The organism is Sphingopyxis sp. GW821-FHT10B01 (genome assembly GCF_059415685.1).
Window position 1 is genome coordinate 200,016 of the sequence record NZ_JBWKNS010000008.1, and the last position, 17,997, is coordinate 218,012.

18 protein-coding genes are annotated in these 17,997 nt (G+C 64.3%); 10 read left to right on the plus strand and 8 right to left on the minus strand.

Going from position 1 to position 17,997, the window contains the following annotated elements; genetic code table 11:
* Nucleotides 1-155: 155 nt before the first annotated feature.
* The 8 genes from AC07NV_RS21650 to AC07NV_RS21685 all read left to right on the plus strand — a co-directional run bounded on the left by AC07NV_RS21650 (nt 156) and on the right by AC07NV_RS21685 (nt 7,607).
* Nucleotides 156-1,475 (plus strand): pyruvate dehydrogenase complex dihydrolipoamide acetyltransferase, encoded by a 1,320-nt coding sequence (locus tag AC07NV_RS21650; protein ID WP_495168455.1) that lies wholly within the window; start codon nt 156-158, stop codon nt 1,473-1,475.
* Nucleotides 1,475-1,780, plus strand: coding sequence for a hypothetical protein (locus AC07NV_RS21655; protein ID WP_495168456.1), 306 nt, complete (start codon nt 1,475-1,477; stop codon nt 1,778-1,780). The genes AC07NV_RS21650 and AC07NV_RS21655 overlap by 1 nt, the downstream gene beginning before the upstream one ends.
* 27 nt (nt 1,781-1,807) lie before the next feature.
* Nucleotides 1,808-3,205 (plus strand): dihydrolipoyl dehydrogenase, encoded by a 1,398-nt coding sequence (gene lpdA / locus AC07NV_RS21660; protein ID WP_495168457.1) that lies wholly within the window; start codon nt 1,808-1,810, stop codon nt 3,203-3,205.
* 20 nt (nt 3,206-3,225) lie between these two features.
* Entirely contained in the window at nt 3,226-3,825 is a 600-nt protein-coding gene (locus AC07NV_RS21665; protein ID WP_495168458.1) for a hypothetical protein, read from the plus strand.
* Nucleotides 3,822-4,454 carry a phosphatase PAP2 family protein gene (locus AC07NV_RS21670; protein ID WP_495168459.1) on the plus strand — a complete coding sequence of 211 codons (633 nt, stop codon included), beginning with the start codon at nt 3,822-3,824 and terminating at the stop codon, nt 4,452-4,454. The genes AC07NV_RS21665 and AC07NV_RS21670 overlap by 4 nt, the downstream gene beginning before the upstream one ends.
* A gap of 9 nt (nt 4,455-4,463) precedes the next feature.
* Nucleotides 4,464-5,384, plus strand: coding sequence for an aminotransferase class IV (locus tag AC07NV_RS21675; RefSeq protein WP_495168460.1), 921 nt, complete (start codon nt 4,464-4,466; stop codon nt 5,382-5,384).
* Between the two features lie 103 nt (nt 5,385-5,487).
* A complete protein-coding gene (locus tag AC07NV_RS21680) occupies nt 5,488-6,219 on the plus strand; it encodes a sulfotransferase-like domain-containing protein (RefSeq protein ID WP_495168461.1) in 732 nt (243 codons plus the stop codon).
* 53 nt (nt 6,220-6,272) lie between these two features.
* Nucleotides 6,273-7,607 carry a Xaa-Pro dipeptidase gene (locus AC07NV_RS21685; RefSeq protein ID WP_495168462.1) on the plus strand — a complete coding sequence of 445 codons (1,335 nt, stop codon included), beginning with the start codon at nt 6,273-6,275 and terminating at the stop codon, nt 7,605-7,607.
* A gap of 6 nt (nt 7,608-7,613) precedes the next feature.
* Here AC07NV_RS21685 and AC07NV_RS21690 read toward each other — a convergent pair whose 3' ends face one another.
* A complete protein-coding gene (locus tag AC07NV_RS21690; RefSeq protein WP_495168463.1) occupies nt 7,614-8,402 on the minus strand; it encodes a tyrosine-protein phosphatase in 789 nt (262 codons plus the stop codon).
* Complete coding sequence (locus AC07NV_RS21695) at nt 8,399-9,202, minus strand: crotonase/enoyl-CoA hydratase family protein (protein WP_495168464.1); 804 nt, start codon at nt 9,200-9,202, stop codon at nt 8,399-8,401. Before AC07NV_RS21695 ends, AC07NV_RS21690 begins: the two co-directional genes overlap by 4 nt.
* A gap of 50 nt (nt 9,203-9,252) precedes the next feature.
* Here AC07NV_RS21695 and AC07NV_RS21700 point away from each other — a divergent pair, with 50 nt between their 5' ends.
* Entirely contained in the window at nt 9,253-10,392 is a 1,140-nt protein-coding gene (locus AC07NV_RS21700; protein ID WP_495168465.1) for an acyl-CoA dehydrogenase family protein, read from the plus strand.
* The gene (locus AC07NV_RS21705; RefSeq protein WP_495168466.1) at nt 10,389-11,102 is read left to right on the plus strand and encodes an acyl-CoA dehydrogenase family protein; all 714 of its coding nucleotides are present in this window, start codon (nt 10,389-10,391) and stop codon (nt 11,100-11,102) included. The genes AC07NV_RS21700 and AC07NV_RS21705 overlap by 4 nt, the downstream gene beginning before the upstream one ends.
* 4 nt (nt 11,103-11,106) lie before the next feature.
* On the opposite strand, the gene AC07NV_RS21710 is transcribed toward AC07NV_RS21705, so the two are convergent.
* From AC07NV_RS21710 to AC07NV_RS21735, 6 genes are all read right to left on the minus strand, one after another.
* On the minus strand, nt 11,107-12,237 hold the full coding sequence (locus tag AC07NV_RS21710) for a CaiB/BaiF CoA transferase family protein (RefSeq protein ID WP_495168467.1): 1,131 nt from the start codon (nt 12,235-12,237) through the stop codon (nt 11,107-11,109).
* 16 nt (nt 12,238-12,253) lie between these two features.
* A complete protein-coding gene (locus AC07NV_RS21715) occupies nt 12,254-13,504 on the minus strand; it encodes an acetyl-CoA C-acetyltransferase (protein WP_495168468.1) in 1,251 nt (416 codons plus the stop codon).
* A gap of 67 nt (nt 13,505-13,571) precedes the next feature.
* Nucleotides 13,572-14,354, minus strand: a complete 783-nt coding sequence (locus AC07NV_RS21720; RefSeq protein ID WP_495168469.1) for an SDR family NAD(P)-dependent oxidoreductase — start codon at nt 14,352-14,354, stop codon at nt 13,572-13,574.
* A 13-nt stretch (nt 14,355-14,367) separates the two neighbouring features.
* Entirely contained in the window at nt 14,368-15,573 is a 1,206-nt protein-coding gene (locus AC07NV_RS21725; protein WP_495168470.1) for an acyl-CoA dehydrogenase family protein, read from the minus strand.
* The gene (locus tag AC07NV_RS21730) at nt 15,570-16,664 is read right to left on the minus strand and encodes an acyl-CoA dehydrogenase family protein (protein ID WP_495168471.1); all 1,095 of its coding nucleotides are present in this window, start codon (nt 16,662-16,664) and stop codon (nt 15,570-15,572) included. Before AC07NV_RS21730 ends, AC07NV_RS21725 begins: the two co-directional genes overlap by 4 nt.
* Nucleotides 16,665-16,774: 110 nt before the next feature.
* Entirely contained in the window at nt 16,775-17,953 is a 1,179-nt protein-coding gene (locus tag AC07NV_RS21735) for an acyl-CoA dehydrogenase family protein (RefSeq protein ID WP_495168472.1), read from the minus strand.
* Nucleotides 17,954-17,997 lie beyond the last annotated feature (44 nt).

Genomic DNA, 17,997 nt, shown 5'->3' on the forward strand with positions numbered 1-17,997 from the left:
TTTTTGCTTGGGGCAAGATTGCGTCACATTCGTATGAAACGCAAGTTTGCCCCGCTAGACCTTGACCGACGCAAGGCTTATGGCGAGGAACAATCCGTAGCGGCAGGCGACGCCTGCGAGACTGACGCCCAGGTTCAAGAGGGACACGCCTAACCATGCCAATCGAACTGAAGATGCCCGCCCTCTCGCCGACGATGGAGGAAGGCACCCTTGCCAAATGGCTGGTCAAGGAAGGCGATACGGTCAAATCGGGAGACTTGCTCGCCGAGATCGAGACCGACAAGGCGACGATGGAATTCGAAGCGATCGACGAAGGCGTCATCAGCCAGATTCTGGTCGCCGAAGGTACCGACAATGTGAAGGTCGGCACCGTGATCGCGGTAATTGCGGGCGAGGGCGAAGATGCCGGGAGCGCGAAGGCTGCTCCTGCGCCGGCTCCCGCTGCGGCTGCGGCCGCTGAACCCAAGGCCGAAGCATCCGCGCCAGCGCCCGCCGCTGCGCCTACGCCGACTCCCGCACCGGCTCCGGCAGCCGCTCCCGCCGCATCGGGCGACCGCATCAAGGCCAGCCCGCTCGCCAAGCGCCTCGCCGCCGAGCGCGGAATCGACCTCTCCACCGTCACGGGCACCGGCCCCGGCGGCCGCATCGTCAAGGACGACCTCGACGGCGCATCTGCCGGCGCGCCCGCAGCATCCGCTGCGGCGCCGAGCGCGGCGGCTCCCGTCGCCGCTGCTCCGGCAGCAGCCCCCGCACCGGCCACCGCCGGCGCGATCCCGGATTTCGGCATTCCGCACGAGGACACGAAGCTGTCGGGCATGCGCAAGACGATCGCGCGCCGCCTGACCGAGTCGATGCAGCAATCGCCGCACATCTATCTGACCGTCGATATCCGCCTCGATGCGCTGCTCAAGCTGCGCGGCGAGCTCAACGCCAGCCTCGAAAGCCGCGGCGTCAAGCTCAGCGTCAACGACATGCTGATCAAGGCACTCGCGGTGGCGCTCGAACGCGTGCCTGCTTGCAACGTCAGCTTCGGCGGCGATGTGATGCGCCAGTATAGCCGCGCCGACATCTCGGTCGCGGTCAGCATCCCGGGCGGCCTGATCACCCCGATCATCGTCGATGCCGGCGGCAAGTCGATGTCAAAAATCTCGACCGAAATGTCCGAGCTCGCGGCGAAGGCCAAGGAAGGCAAGCTCCAGCCCAGCGAATATCAGGGCGGCACCGCCTCGATCTCGAACATGGGCATGATGGGGATCAAGCAGTTCACCGCGGTGATCAACCCACCGCAGGGCATGATCATGGCGATCGGTGCGGGCGAGAAACGGCCGTACATCGTCGACGACGCACTCGCGATGGCAACGGTCATGTCGGCGACCGGCAGCTTCGACCATCGCGCGATCGACGGCGCCGATGGTGCGCTGTTGATGAAGACCTTCAAGGAACTGGTGGAGAACCCGCTGGGGCTGGTAGCCTGATGCAAGGCGACGAGGCCGAACTGACCGACTATCTCGGATCGCGTCAGTCCGCCTTGGGGCTGTTGCTGGCTTTTTTCGGCGCGGGCACGCTGGTGGCGCTGATGGTCGTCACACCGCAAATACTTGGTGAACCCGAGGGAATGCGCTGGAAGCCCTGGATTTTGACGGTGGGCGTTTGGAGCGTTGTCGCGGTGGGCCTCGGCCTTCGTCTTCGGAGGACCGAAGCCAGCCTTAGGATGATCGTCGCTGCCGGCCTCTGGCTTGCGCCGGCGCTCGGGCTGGGTGTCTGGGCAAATTTTCAATGATTATGTTTGGCGGAAAGGAATAGTCGCTTGGCCGACACGAATTACGACCTCATCGTCCTCGGCTCGGGCCCCGGCGGCTATGTCGCGGCGATACGCGCGGCACAATTGGGCCTGAAAACCGCGATCGTCGAGCGCGAGAATCTCGGCGGTATCTGCCTCAACTGGGGCTGCATCCCGACCAAGGCGTTGCTGCGTTCGGCCGAAATCTATCATTATATGCAGCATGCGGGCGATTATGGCCTGATCGCGGCGCAGATCAGCGCCGACATCGATGCGGTGGTGAAGCGCAGCCGCGGCGTCGCGAAGCAGCTGAGCCAAGGCGTCGCCTTCCTGATGAAGAAGCACAAGATCACCGTCCATATGGGCGAGGGCAAGCTTACGGCGCCGGGCAAGCTCGAAGTGAAGGGCGAGAAGGGGACTGAAACTCTCTCCGCCAAAAACATCATCGTCGCGACCGGTGCGCGCGCGCGCGACCTGCCGTTCGCGCCCGCCGACGGCAAGCGCATCTGGACCTATCGCCACGCGCTCGTCCCCCCCGAAATGCCCAAGAAGCTGCTGGTGATCGGATCGGGCGCGATCGGGATCGAGTTCGCGAGCTTCTACAGCGACATGGGCGCCGAGGTGACCGTCGTCGAAATGCTCGATCGCGTCGTGCCCGTCGAGGATGCCGATGTGTCGGCCTTCCTCGAAAAGGCGCTCAAGAAGCAGGGCATGACGATCTTCACCGGCGCCGGCGTCGAGGAACTCAAAGCCACCGCCAACGGCGTCACCGCGAAGATCAAGGCGAAGGACGGCAAGGTCGAATCTGCCGAATTCACCCACGCGATCGTCGCGATCGGTATCGTCCCGAACACCGAGAATATCGGGCTCGAAGCGCTCGGCGTGAAGACGACCAAAGGCCATATCGATACCGACGCAATGTGCCGCACCAACGTCCCCGGCCTGTGGGCGATCGGCGACGTCACCGCGCCGCCGTGGCTCGCACACAAGGCGATGCACGAATCGGTGATCGCGGTCGAGGCGATTGCGGGCAATCATCCGCACGCGATGGACCCGCGCAACATCCCCGGCTGCACCTATTGCCGCCCGCAGATCGCCAGTGTCGGCCTGACCGAGGCGAAGGCCAAGGAGCTCGGCTATGAGGTCAAGGCCGGCACCTTCCCCTTCATCGGCAACGGCAAGGCGATAGCGCTCGGCGAATCCGAGGGCTTCACCAAGACCATATTCGACGCGAAAACCGGCGAACTGCTCGGCGCGCACATGATCGGCGCCGAGGTGACCGAACTGATCCAGGGCTATACGATCGGCAAGACCGCCGAGCTGGTCGAGGATGATTTCATCGGCACCGTCTTCCCGCATCCGACGCTCAGCGAAACGATGCATGAAGGCGTGCTCGCGGCATTCGGGCGGCCGCTCCATATCTAGGAGGGCCGGGGTATCTCCGCTTGAATCCGTCGATTCTTCATTTTTCCAGAACGGGCAACATCATCAAGATGCTGTTTTTTCTGGGGATGGCCGTGATTGCCTTTGCGGTCGTGAGCCTGATGCACGCGGAGAGCGAGGCGCTTCCGGAAACCATGTCTCTTCCCGGCGGAGTCGAACTCCCGGCGCCTGCCCCGCGCAAGGACCCGCTGACGTCCTTCAAGATGCCCTTGTTGATCGTTATGGGGGGCGTGTGTCTTTTCTACGCCGGTCGGCACGGGGTGCGCGCGGTGGCGCGCGAGGTGGCAGCAAAGATCGAAGGAGGCCGTCTCCATCTTCATTCGAGCTTCGGGGCGGAGGCGGGCCCAACGCCCGTCGAGGCGATCACTGAGGTCATATTCGATCGAGCCGACCGCTTGCCGGGGGATGCTTCGGGATCGACAAAGCTCGGTGCCCGGCTGCGGCATGGTCTCTATCTCGGCTACCGCACCGACGGGGCGACCCGCGAACTGAGGCTGATCGACAATGATGTCGACGGCGGGACGGAACAGCTACGCCGCTTTGCGGCCCACCTCGACGTCTGGCGCCAATCGCGGCGTGCGCCGAACGGTGGCCAAGCATGACGGGAACGCACCGGCTATTGGGGGCATCAGCGGCATTGATCGCCGCGACTATCTTGTTCGGCCTTGCCGTGGGCGCAGGCTGGACGCAGGCGGCCGACGTGCAGATTTCGCACGCGCTGGCGCTGCGCGTCGGTCAGAGCAGCGACGCCTTCATCGCCTTCATGCAATGGGCGAGCTGGATCGGCGGCGGGACGCCGCGCTGGATTATCGTCATCCTGCTTTGCGGGCTCGTCTGGCACTGGTGCGGCCCGCGCTGCGCCGTCGCACTCGGCGGCAGCTCACTGCTCGCCAATCTCGCCTCCAGCCTGATGAAGCTCGGATTCGCGCGAGCTCGTCCCGACGTAATTGATCATCTCGATCATCAGACAAGCTTTTCCTATCCCAGCGGCCATGCGACGAGCGCGGCGGTCGTCTATCTTCTGCTCGCCTCGCTTACCCCGCCGCGGTGGCGCGCCACCGCCTGGACGCTCGCGGCGGCGATGATCGCCCTCAACGGCGTTTCGCGCATCATGCTCGGCGTCCATTGGGCAAGCGACATCGTCAGCGGCACGATGCTCGGCACGGCCTTCGCGCTGCTTGGCGTCTGGTGGGCCAGGCTTTCCGCTCGACAGGCAGGCGCGAGCGGCTAACATCGCTGAATGGCTCAAGGCACGCACGACTTCGTCCCCGATCCGCGCAACGACGCGATCCTGATCAACGTCAACGGCGAGCTCTTGCCCAGAGCGCAAGCGAGCGTGTCGGTCTTCGACAGCGGCTTCATGCTCGGCGACGGTGTATGGGAGGGCATTCGCGTCCACAAGGGGCGCATGGCGTTTCTCGACCAGCATCTCGACCGTTTGTGGGAAGGGGCAAAGGCGATCGCGATGGATGTCGGGATTTCGCGCGATGCGCTGGAACAGCGTCTTTACGCGACGATCGATGCCAATCTTATGGACACGTGCCACATTCGCCTGATGGTGACGCGCGGCATCCGTTCGACACCCTATCAGGACCCGCGCGTCGTCATCTCGCCCGCGACGATCGTCATCATCGCCGAGCATAAGGATCCGCTACCCGCCACGGTCGAAAACGGCCTGTCGCTGTTCACCGTCCACGTCCGCCGCGGCGACCCGGCGGTACAGGACCCGAAGCTCAATTCGCATTCGAAGCTCAACTGTATCACCGCGTGCATCCAGGCGGCGCAGGCGGGTGCTGACGAGGCGCTGATGCTCGATCCGCACGGCTTTGTCGCTACGTGCAACTCGACCCATTTCTTCATCGTCCGAAAGGGCGAGGTGTGGACGTCGAGCGGCGATTATTGTCTCGCCGGCATCACCCGCAGCAACGTCATCAAGCTGTGCCGCGAGAATGATATCCCCGTGTACGAAAAGAACTTCTCGCTCACCGACGTCTATGGCGCCGACGAAGCCTTTGTGACTGGCACCTTCGCCGGCGTTGTACCCGCGCACACGATCGACGGACGCCAGTTGACCGAGGGCAGGGGGCCGATGGTGGAGCAGTTGCAGCGTCTGTACAAGGCGCTGATCGAGCGCGATATCGCGGGTCGGTCGCGGCCGTGATGCCGCCCCATCTCCCGTTCGTGTCGAGCGAAGTCGAGACGCCGTGCATGCATGAAGGGCGTCTCGACTTCACTCGACGCGAGCGGGTAGAGGGGAAGCTTTCATGACTATCCGCATCGGAATGTGGTCCGGACCGCGAAACCTTTCGACCGCGATGATGCGCAGCTTTGGCAGCCGTGCCGATACCGTGGTCAGCGACGAGCCCTTCTACGGCGCCTACCTCAAGCAAACCGGCGATCCGCAGCCGATGATGGACGAGGTGATGGCTTCGATGGATTGCGACTGGCACGGCGTCGCGCGAAGCATGACCGGGGCGTGTTCGTCGGGCGCGCCGATCTGGTATCAGAAACATATGGCGCACCACATGGTGGGGCCGATCGCGCACGACGACCTGCCAGGCCTGCGCCACGCCTTCCTGATCCGCGACCCCGCGCGCGTCGTCGCCAGCTATTCCGCGAAACGCGTATCGGTGCGCCCCGACCATCTCGGCACCGACAAGCAGGTCGAATTCTTTGACCGTGAGGCCGACCGGCTGGGCCATGCGCCGCCGGTGATCGACAGCGCCGACATCTTGCGCGACCCGCCCGCGATGCTGCAAAAATTGTGCGGCGCGCTCGGCATCGCATGGGACCCCGCGATGCTGCACTGGGAAACGGGGTTGCACCCCACCGACGGCGTCTGGGGATCGCACTGGTATGACGTCGTCGTATCGAGCACCGGCTTCGGCGCGCCCGACAAGCCGCCGCTCGAACTGACCAGCGACGAACGGGCGGTCGCCGAGGCTTGCCGCCCCGACTATGATCATTTGGCGCGGCACAAGATTCCGCTGTCCTAATAAGTCCTGTTTTGCCATCAATCGGACGGGCAACAATAACAGGCGGGTCAGACATGCAATCCAGTGTAAAGTTCGGCAGTTTTCTGCGGGGAATCGCTTTTGGTGTTCCCGCTCTTCTCGCGGCGTCGGCGCTCCCCGTACAGGCGCAAGATGCGGCGGGGCAGACCGTCATCACCGCCGCGCGTTACATCGACGTGCTGAGCGGGAAGACGGTCGACTATCCCGCGATCTTCGTCGGCGCCGACGGCCGCATCACGAACATCGCTGATTCGCGGACGGTGCGCTGGGGATCGAACGTCAAGCATATCGACCTTGGCGACAAGACATTGCTGCCCGGCCTGATCGACATGCACGTCCACCTCGACGGCCCTGCCGACATCGGCGGCTATCGCGGGCTCGAATTCACCGACAGCTTCTGGGGCATGACTGCGGTCAAGAATGCCAACGACATGCTCGGCGCGGGCTTCACCACGGTACGCAACGTCGGTTCGGATAACCGCAACGACATCGGGCTCAAGCAGGCGATCGACGCAGGATATGCAACCGGGCCGCGCATCGTCCCCGCGGGCTTTGCGCTTGGCGCGACGGGTGGGCATTGCGACAGCACCTATCTGCCGCCGAGTCTCGAAAAGAAGGACGGCAAGGAAGAGGGGATCGGCGATACGCCCGACGAACTACGCTATCAGGTACGCCGCCAGCGCAAATATGGCGCCGAAGTGATCAAGGTCTGCGCGACCGGCGGCGTCTTTTCGCGCAACACCGAACCCGGGCAGCTTCAGGTTTCCGAAAAGGAACTCGCCGCGATTGCCGATGAAGCGCATCAATGGGGCCTCCGCGTCGCCGCGCACGCGCATGGCGCCGCGGGCATCCGTGCCGCGATCGCTGCGGGGATCGACACGATCGAACATGCGAGCCTCGTCGACGACGAGGGCATCCGGATGGCCGTCGCGCGAAAGCAGCCGGTGTGGTTCTCGATGGACATCTACAACACCGAATATACGCAGGCCGAGGGCGCGAAGAATGGCGTGCTCGAGGATAATCTGCGCAAGGACCGCGAGATTGCGCAGATCCAGCGCGACAATTTCCGCAAAGCGGTGAAGGCTGGCGTGCGGATGGTGTTCGGTTCGGATGCGGGCGTCATGCCGCACGGTCAGGTCGGCGGCCAGTTCCGCGTCATGGTCGAATATGGAATGACGCCGCTGCAGGCGATCCAGGCCGCGACGAAAAACGCCGCCGAGGCGCTTGGCCGCGAGAAGGACCTCGGTGCGATCGCGGTCGGCCGTTACGCCGATATCGTGGCGGTCGACGGCAATCCGCTGGCCGATGTGCGCCAGCTGGAGAGCGTCGATGCGGTGGTGAAGGGCGGGGTGCTGGTTCGGGGCAATTGAGCTCCGTCAGTACACCACCAGCTTGTCCGCGAGAGCTTGCCGCATGTCGGGGGTGAAGTTCAGCACCGCCTCGGCATAGGTCGGGATGTCGCCATGGTCGCGCCGCACCGTGGCCAGCGCGGCATCCAGATAGGCGGGATTGACCGACATCAGGGCGCGGATCGCCTCATCGTTGATCTCGGCGCCAAAGCGCGAGCGGATATGCGCCGCGCCCTGTGCGATGCGCTCCTCGATCTTGCCTGCGCTGTTGGTCAGCAGATAATCCTGCATCAGATCGTCCTCATGGACGCCGAGCAGCCGGTGAACGATGGCGACGGCGAAACCGGTGCGATCCTTGCCCGCGACGCAATGAACAAGGCTCGGTGCCTCATATTCGGCCAAGGCCGAAAGATAGAGCCGCAGCGTCGCGACGAGCGCCGGGCGGTATGGCATGCCGGCATAGGTGTCGATCATCCGCTCTCGCGCCGTCTCGGCATCGATTGCGCCGCCCGCCGCTTGCAAATGCGGCGCGAGGCCGGCGGTGATGCCGCCCGCGAACAGCACGCGGGCCGAGAAATTGTCCGAGCGGCGGCACGGATGCAGTTCGCGCTCGTCGTCGCCGCGCAAGTCGATCACGGTTTCGATCCCGAGCGCATCGACCGCCGTAAGATCGGCGTCGCTCGCGCCTTCATGATGCGCCGAACGCCACAGCATCCCACCGCGCAATCGTCCGCCGCCCTCGACGGCATAGCCGCCATAGTCGCGGAAATTGTGGATGCCGGCCAATGGCAGGACGCGTTCGGCAAGCATCTTCATTCTCCTGTAAACACGGGTGGGCGTTTTTCGACAAAGGCGTTGATCGCCTCGCGGTTATCCGCGGTTTCATGGACGATTGCCTGATAGGCAGCACTGAGTTCCAAAATATCGCTCATCCGGCTGTGCTGCGCCTCGCGCAGCAAACGCTTGGTCAGACGGAGCGCACGGGGCGGGTTGCAGACGATGCGTTCGGCAATGGCGATCGCATGGTCGAGCAGCTCGGCGTCGGGCACGACGTCGGTCACCAGACCATATTCCTTTGCCTGGGCTGCGTCAAAGCGGTCGCCGGTGAGGAACAGTTCGGCCGCGCGCGGATAGCCAAGCACCTTCTGGAGTAACCACGCCCCGCCGTCACCGGGCACGATGCCGACCTTGATGAAGCTGCATGCAAATTTCGCGCTCTCTGCAGCGATCCGGATATCGCAGGTGCAGGCAAGGTCGCAGCCGAGCCCGATCGCATGGCCATTGACCGCGGCGATCATCGGCACTTCGCAGTCCATCAACGCGCGGATCACCGCCTGCACGCCTTTGCGGTAATTGGCGCGGGTGGAATCGGGCTGGTCGAGCACGCCGATACCGGTGCGGTCCTGCATGCCTTTCAGGTTTCCGCCGGCGCTGAACGCCTTGCCGCTGCCGGTCAGGATGATCGCGCTGACGCCGCGGTCGTCGCCAAGGGCGCGAAGCGTGTCGATGATGTCCTGACAGTCTTCATGAGTGCCGATCGCATTCATGCTCTCGGGCTTTATCATCGTCAGGATCGCGATCTTTCCCCGCCGCTCGACACTCAAAAACTCGCCCATGTTCAAAATTCCTTTGCTGTTGCCGAAAGCTATTGCATGGCGGTGGCGACATGCAAGGCTTTGCACTCTATCCTTTTGATCCACCCGGCGACGTTGCCGCACTGCGCGCCGATTTGCGGGCATGGCTGGCGGCCAATCAGCCGACAGGCGACATCGTGAAGCGCGCCAATTGCTGGGCGAGCTTCGATCAGGATTTCAGCCGGGCGCTTGGCGCTGCGGGCTATATCGGCATGACCCTTCCGGCGCGATATGGCGGCGGCGACCGGCACCCGCTCGAACGCTATGTCGTGATCGAGGAACTGCTGGCGGCGGGCGCCCCCGTCGGCGCACACTGGATCGCCGACCGGCAGACGGGACCGCTGATCCTTCGCTATGGCAGTGAAGAGCAACGCGAGCGTTATCTTCCCGGCATCGCGAAAGGCGCGCTTTACGCCTGCATCGGCCTGTCCGAACCCGGCGCCGGATCGGACCTCGCCGCCGTGCGGACGACAGCGCGCGAAACGGCGGAGGGCTGGCGGGTAAACGGCCAGAAAATCTGGACCACCGGCGCGCATTTCTCGCACATCATGCTGACGCTGGTGCGAACCGAAGAGGGCAGCGAGCGCAACGCGGGACTGAGCCAGCTGCTGATCGACCTCGACACGCCCGGCATCACCATCCGCCCGATCATCGACATGGCGGGCAACCATGATTTCAACGAAGTCTTCTTCGACGATGTGCTCGTGCCGCACGGCGCGCTGGTCGGGACACGCGGGCAGGGGTGGAAACAGGTCACCGCCGAGCTTGGCCTCGAACGATCGGGCCCTGAACGCTATCTTTCGAGCCATGCGCTGTTCGCTGCGCTGATCGATGCCGCGGGCCCCGATCCCGACCCGGCGGTCGCCGCGTTGATCGGCGAACTCGCTGCCGAGATGTGGACACTGCGACAATTGTCGATGTCGACCGCGGCCAAGCTGGCGGCGGGCGAAGACCCGATGGTCGACGCCTCGGTCGTCAAGGAGCTCGGTAATGCTTTCGAACAGGATATGCCGCGCCGCGTCCAGGCGATCCTCGCCTGCGACTGGAACGGTGAAAGCGATCTGGCGCGGTTGCTCCGCGCGCTCCTCATCGCATCGCCCAGTTTCTCCCTGCGCGGCGGCACGCGCGAGGTGATCCGCGGGATCATTGCGCGCGGACTGGGCCTGCGATGAGCGCGGCCCGCGACATGCTGTGCGACACCGCCCGCGCGGTCTTCGCCGGCGCGAGCGACATCGCGCCGGTCGACGAGGCGGGCTTTGCCTTGCTGCTCGTGCCCGAAGAAAAGGACGGCTTCGGCGGCGACTGGGGCGACCTTGACGCCGTCCTGCATATCGCAGGGGTCGCAGCGGCCGATCTGCCGATTGCGGAGCTGATCCTCTCGGGTCTTGGCGAGGTGCCAACATCGCTCCGCGCCGCCGCGACGGTCAGCCTCATGGCCGGCGCGATGGGGCAGGCACTGGCGCTCTCGATCGAGCATGTGAACATGCGTCAGCAATTCGGCCGCCCGCTCGGGAAATTTCAGGCGGTGCAGCAATCGCTCGCCGTCATGGCGTGCGAGGTCGCCGCGGTCGATGCCGCCGCCGCGGCGATGGCGGCGCGGCTCGATGCGACGGGGTTCGATGCAGAAGCAGCGGGTTTCGAGATTGCCGCCGCAAAGCTGCGCGCCAACCGCGCCGTCGGCATCGTCACCGCTGTGGCACATCAAGTCCATGGCGCAATCGGCTTTACGCGCGAATATGACCTCCACCGCGTCACTGTCCCGCTGATGCGCTGGCGCGGCGAGCATGGAAACGACGCCCACTGGGCGCAAATCCTCGGGCGTCAGGTTGCGGGGTTCGGCGGGCGCGGCCTGTGGGAAACGATGACCGCGCGCGCCGACTGATCCGTCAGCGTACCGCGCCGCCTTCGCGAACGGCGGCGATCCTGTCCGCATCATAACCAAGGCCCGCAAGCACGGCGTCACCGTCGGCCCCGACGGTCGGCGCGGGGCGCGGCGTGTCGTTGGCCGTCGCCGAATAACGCGGAGCGGGAGCAGGCTGCACGGCGCCACCGACGGTCAGGAAGGTTTCCCGCTCGACATTGTGCGGATGCAGCGGCGCTTCGCTCAGCGACAGGATCGGCGCGAAGCAGATGTCGGTCATTTCCATGATCGCACACCATTCGTCGCGCGTTTTGGTCGCGAACAAGGCGGTCAGCTTTTCCTTCAATGGCCCCCATTGCGCGGGGTCCATCTGCGCGTCGAAATCGGGGTCGCCGTCGAGCCCGGTCTTTTCGCGGAGCAGCGCATAAAATTGCGGCTCGATCGACCCGATCGAGATGAACTTGCCGTCGGCGCACGCATAGCTGTCATAGAAGTGCGCGCCGCCGTCGAGCATGTTGACGCCGGCTTCGTCCTTGAGCCGGCCCGCGGCGTGGAACCACCAGCTCATCCCCGCGAGCAGCGCCGAACCGTCGGTCATCGCACAGTCGATCACCTGTCCTTCGCCGGTGCGCGCGGCGTGGACCAGCGCGCTCGACATGCCGAACGCCAGCATCATCCCGCCGCCACCGAAGTCGCCGACATAATTGGCAGGCGGAACGGGCTTTTCGCCCGCGCGCCCGATGCCGTGGAGCACGCCCGACAGCGAGATATAATTGATGTCGTGCCCCGCCGCCTGTGCATAGGGACCAAACTGTCCCCAACCGGTCATCCGGCCATAGACGAGCTTCGGATTGTCGCCGAGCAACACATCGGGGCCAAGGCCCAGGCGTTCCATCACACCCGGACGATAACCCTCGATGATCCCGTCGGCGCTTTTGCAAAGGTCGCGCGCGATCTGCACCGCCTCCGGCTTCTTCATGTCGAGTACGATCGAGGTGCGGTTGCGGCTCAGCGGATCGCGGGGATCCATGAAGCCGCCGGGGCGATCGATACGGATCACCTCGGCACCATGGTCGGCGAGCATCATGCCGCAGAAGGGACCGGGACCGATGCCCGCAAATTCGATGATCCTGATACCCTTCAGCGGCCCGGTCATGTGTCTCTCCTGTTCGTCAGATACGTTCGATGATGATCGCGGGCGCCATGCCGCCTGCGGCGCACATGGTGACGAGCCCATAGCGGCCGCCCGAGCGCTCGAGTTCGTCGAGCGCGGTACCGATCAGGATCGACCCGGTCGCACCGATCGGATGACCGAGCGCCATCGCGCCGCCATTGATGTTCACCTTCTCGCGGTCGAGATCGAGATCGCGAATGAACTTTTCGGCAACGACCGAGAAGGCCTCGTTGATTTCCCAGACGTCGATATCGTCCTTCGTCAGCCCTGCCTTTTCGAGCACCTTCTTCGCCGCCGGGACGGGCGCATTGAGCATCAGCGTCGGATCGTCGCCGATATTGGCGTAAGCGACGACGCGCGCGCGCGGTTTCAGGCCATGCTTGTCGGCATAGTCCTTCGAGGTCAGCAGCAGCGCAGCGGCGCCATCGACGACACCCGACGAGTTGCCGGCGTGATGGAAATGCTGGATTTCAACATCGGGATAGCGGCGGTTGACCTGCTTGCGGAAGGTGAAGCCGCCGCCGAGGTCGAAGTCGGCAAGGCCGGTGAAGGCGGGCTTCAGCGACGCAAGACCTTCGGCGGTCGTTTCGGGCCTCGGAAACTCTTCATGGTCGAGCGCAACGCTGCCGTCGGTGTTGAGAACCGGTACCACCGACTTGTCGAAGCGGCCTTCCTTGATCGCGCGGTCGGCGCGCTGCTGGCTGACGAGCGCGAGCGCGTCGAGCGCTTCGCGGCTGATGCCTTCGATCGTCGCGATCGCGTCGCCGCACACCCCCTGATGCGATTGCGGATGAAGTTCGTCGAGCGCCTCGTGACCCGATCCCATCAGGCGCTGCGGCAAGCCCGCATTCGCCTGTTCGGCGGCAAAAGCGGTGGTGTAGCTCATCATCTCGGTGCCGCCCGCGATGACGCAATCTTCCATGCCGCTCATCACGCTGGCGGCCGCGAAGTTCACCGAGCTGATCCCGCCGCCGCAGAAACGGTCGAGCGTCGTGCCGCTGGCCTTGGTGTCATAACCTGCCGAAAGCGCCGCCATGCGGCCGAGGTCGCCGCCCTGCTTGCCATTCTGGCTCGACGTCGACCAGACGATATCGTCGACCGTCGCGGTGTCGAGATTGTTGCGGTCACGGATAGCGGCGAGCACCGTTGCAGCCAGGTGCTGGGGGTGAAGATGCGACAGCGCGCCCTTGCCGGGCTTGCCCACTCCGCGCGGGGTGCGGACGGCGTCGATGATATAGGCTTCTGCCATGGTGGATATCCTTTCGTGGAGAGCTTTGAGGATCGTCGTTTGATTGAAAAGCGAGTTGGCGGGGAGCTTAACGGGGGGCCATGCGAATGGCGCCGTCGAGACGGACCGCCTGGCCATTGAAATAGGTGTTGCGGACCATCTCCATCGCGAGGCTCGCATATTCCTCGGCCTTGCCGAGCCGCTTGGGGAAGGGGACCGAAGCCTCCAGGCTTTCCTTCACCTTGGGGTTCATATTGCCAAGCAGCGGCGTACCGAACACGCCCGGCATGATCGAATTGACGCGGATGCCAAGGTCCATCAGGTCGCGCGCCATCGGGAGCACAAGACCGTTTACGCCGGCCTTGGCCGAGCCATAGATGACCTGTCCGATCTGCGCGTCCTGCGCCGCGACCGACGCAGTGAAAATGATCGCGCCGCGCTCGCCGTCTTCCATCTCGGGAAGCGTCGCCATGCCTTCGGCAGCAATCGATCCGATGCGATAGCTCGCGGTCAAAATGCCGGCGACGCCATAGGCATAATCCTCGGTCGACGTCCGGCGGAAGGTTCCACTTTCCTTGTCATAGGCAAGCGTCTTGCCGCGCCGCGAGGTCATCGCGCAATGGACGCAAATGCGTTCCTGCCCGTGCGCTGCGCGCGCCTTGGCATAGCCGTCGAGAACCGATTGCTCGTCGGTGATGTCGACCTTGCAGAACAGACCGCCGATCGATGCTGCGACCTCTTCGCCCAGCGCTTCGTTGATATCGAAAATCGCGACCTTCACGCCGACGGCGGCAAGCGCCTCGGCGGTGGCGCGGCCGAGGCCCGATGCCCCGCCGGTCACGACCGCTGCGGTGGTGGAATCGAATTTCATAGGGCGCGCCTCCTCAGGCCGGGATCTGGTTAAAGGGGATGCCCTTGTCGGGGCGATGGTCCTGCGGCAGGCCGAGGACCTTTTCGGCGATGGTGTTGAGCAACGTCTCGTCCGACCCGCCGGCGATGCGGCCGGTGGGGGCATTGATCCAGCTCGACGCCCAATCCTCCTTTTGCGAGGCATGTTCGTCGAACAGGAAACCGTCGCTTCCTTGCAGATCGATCGCAAGCTCCGACAATTTCTGCCTCGAACGGACTGCGACCAACTTGTTCAGCGATCCTTCGGGGCCCGGCATCATGCCCGCCTGCATCATCAACCGCGCCCGCACATTGATCGAATCGAGCCCCGACCGCATCGCATAGTTGCGCGCGATCTGTTGCCGGATGCGCCCATCCTCGATTGCGGGACGACCATTGAGCTGGATATCTTTCACCAGCTCGACGAACCGGTCGAGGTGTGGGCCGAAACCCGCGCTATCGGTCGCAACATAGCGTTCGATCATCAACGTCGCGATCGCGACCGCAAAGCCGCCGCCGACCGGCGACATGCGATGATCGTCGGTGATCTTCACATCGTCGAAGAACACTTCGTTGACGTGGCTGTCGCCGCCTGCGAGCTTGATCGGGCGCACGGTGACGCCCGGCGCCTTCATGTCGACCCAGAAATAGGTGAGGCCCTTGTGCTTCGGGACATTGGGGTCGGTGCGAACGACGATCACGCCATAGTCGCTGTAATGCGCCCAGCTCGTCCACACCTTTTGCCCGTTGATCTTCCACCCGTTGCCGTCGGGTTCGGCCTTGGTGCGAAGGCCCGCAAGGTCCGACCCGCCCGACGGTTCGGAAAACAGCTGGCACCAGATTTCTTCGCCCTGCAGCGCTTTCAGCACGCGCTCCTTGACGAATTCCTTGTCGCTGCCGAACTGCATCAGCACTGGTACCGGCATGCCGAGCGAGATGCCGAAATAGAAGCTCGGGAATCCGTGCTTCATTTCCTCCGCGTCGAAGGTGACCTTTTCGAGATGGCCGAGCCCTTGCCCGCCATATTCGGTCGGCCAGTTGATCCCGGCGTAACCCGCATCGAACTTGGCTTTCTGATAGCGGCGACCGAGCGCCAGATCGTCGGCTTCGGACAGGCCCTTGCGCGCGTCGCGGCCAAAGGTCGGCGCCATCGATGCGAGCCAGGCCGCCGCCTTGTCGCGATAGGCTTCCAGATCGCTCATGCCGCTTCTCCTGCAAGTTGATCGACGAGGACATCTTCCCAAAACAGGCTGCTCCCCTGTTCGATCGCGAGGCTGCGCGCCCGGCGCATGTGCAGGTGCAGTCCGATCTCCCATGTGACGCCAATGCCGCCATGGATCTGGATGCAGTCGCGCGCCGCAGTGTCATAGGCCTCGGTCGCCGAGAGGCGCGCAGCGGCTGCCGCAGTGATGAAATCGGCAGCGCCCTCTCGCGCCGCTGCGTGGATGCAGTTTGCGCGCGCCAGTTCGACCAGCCCGTAAAGTTCGGCGATACGATGCTTCACCGACTGGAAGGCGCCGATCGGCTGGCCAAAGGCCTTGCGCGTCAGGGCATAATCGCGGGCAATCTCCATCAACGCCTCGGCGCCGCCGGTTTGCTCGTGTGCGGTGACGACCGCTTGCAGCGCCAATATGCGAAGCGCCGCATCGCGTGCCGTGCTGCCCACGGCGAGCGTCTCGGCCGGCGCCCCCGAAAAGTTCAGGTCGGCAATGAGGCGGCTATTGTCGAAGCTTGAAACCGCGGAGCGCTCGACCTCTGCGAGGTCGACGAGCGCGAGCACCGGCATGCCCGCACCGTTCGCAAAGACGATCGCCACATCGGCGGCAAGCCCGCCGGACACGCCGCGCACGGTACCGCCGATTCGGTCGCCGGTAAGGGTCGCATCGGGACGGGCAGGGAGTGCGTCGGGACCCGCGGTAAAAGCGATGGCGCCGATGGCTTCACCGCTTGCAAGGCCCGGCAGCCAACGCGCTTTTTGCGCCTCGGAGCCGAAAAGCTCGATCGCCTTCGCCGCACCAAAACTCGAGGTGAGGAACGGCGCGCCGCTGATGCTGCGCCCCGCCTGATGCGCGATCAACCCCAGTTCGATCAGGCCAAGACCAAGGCCGCCGTCGGCTTCGGGAAGGGCGAGGGCGGTCCAGCCCTGTTCTTTTGCGGTGTCCCAGAACGGCCGGTAATATTCGCCGACGGTTTCGAGCAACGGCAACAACGCTTCCTTGCTGCTCCTCGCCTCGAGAACGCGCCGCGACTCGGTCGCGATCGCCAGTTGGCCTTCGTCATAGAGGATGGTCATGCGTGCACCCGTCCTTCTCCCGATTATCTTGTTCTGCCAGTCAACCGGACGTTGACGTAAACGTCAAGCACTTTGACGCTACGCTTTTCCCGCCGCAACTGGCGGCCGTGTCAGGCCAGCCCGGCTTTCCAGTCGCGGCGGATCTTCTTCGCGAGGCTCCATTTGTGAACCTCGGTCGGGCCGTCGTAGATGCGGAAGGCGCGAACTTCGCGGAACACCTGTTCGACAATCGTCTTGTCGGTGACCCCCGTGCCACCCATCACCTGGACGCAGCGGTCGGCAATGCGCATCAGTGCTTCCGACACCGCCACCTTGGCCATCGAGCTTTCGACCGTGCCGAGCGAACCTGTGTCCAGCACCGACGCGCACCAGTCGATCATCAGTTCGGCCTGTTTCAGGTCGATCATATTTTCGGCGAGCATGAAGCCGACGCCCTCATGGTCGATCAACGGCTTACCGAACGCCTCGCGGCGATTGGCATAATCGGTCGCGATCTCGTGCGCGCGAATGCACGCGCCCAGCCAGCGCATGCAGTGCGACAGACGGGCAGGGGAGAGGCGGACCTGCGCATAGCGAAAGCCCTCGCCGGCCTCGCCGAGCATCTGGTCTGCGGGCACCCGCAGATTGTCGATCGTCAGTGTCGCGTGACCGCCGGGCATCGAACTGTCGATCGTGTTCGGCACATCGTCGATGCGGATCGCGGGGTCGGGCAGGTCGACGAGGAACATGCACGCGCCCTGTTCGGACTTGGCCATCACGATGCCGACACGCGCGCCGAGCGCCCCGGTGATGAAGGTTTTGCGGCCGTTCACCACCCAGTGATTGCCGTCGAGGTGGCACGTCGTCTTCATCATCGACGGGTCGGACCCGGCGCCGCCATCTTCGGCGGGTTCGGTCATGAAGAAGGCCGACCGGACGCGCCCCTCGACCATCGGTTTCAGGAAGCGCTCCTTGAGTTCGGGGCTGCCTTCCTTGCCAAGCAGATACATATTGCCCTCGTCGGGCGCCATCGTGTTGCAGGCGAGCGGGCCGAGCGGCGACAGGCCGCTCTTGATCAGGACAACCGCGGTCTCGCGCTGGTTCAAATGATCGCCGTCGCCCAAGATGTGCGGCGTCAGCACCCCCGCGGCGCGCGCATGTTCGCGCATTTCCATGACAAGCTCGTCGGTCGGTGCGCCATGATGGTCGCGGCGCGGGTCTTTTTCGAAAGGAACGACAATTTCGCGGACGAAGGTTTCGACCTTTGCGGCGATCGCCAGCGCCCGATCCGATATGCCTTCGCTCGCCATCAATTCGATTCCCTTCGCTATCTAATTATTTTCCTAGTGGACCC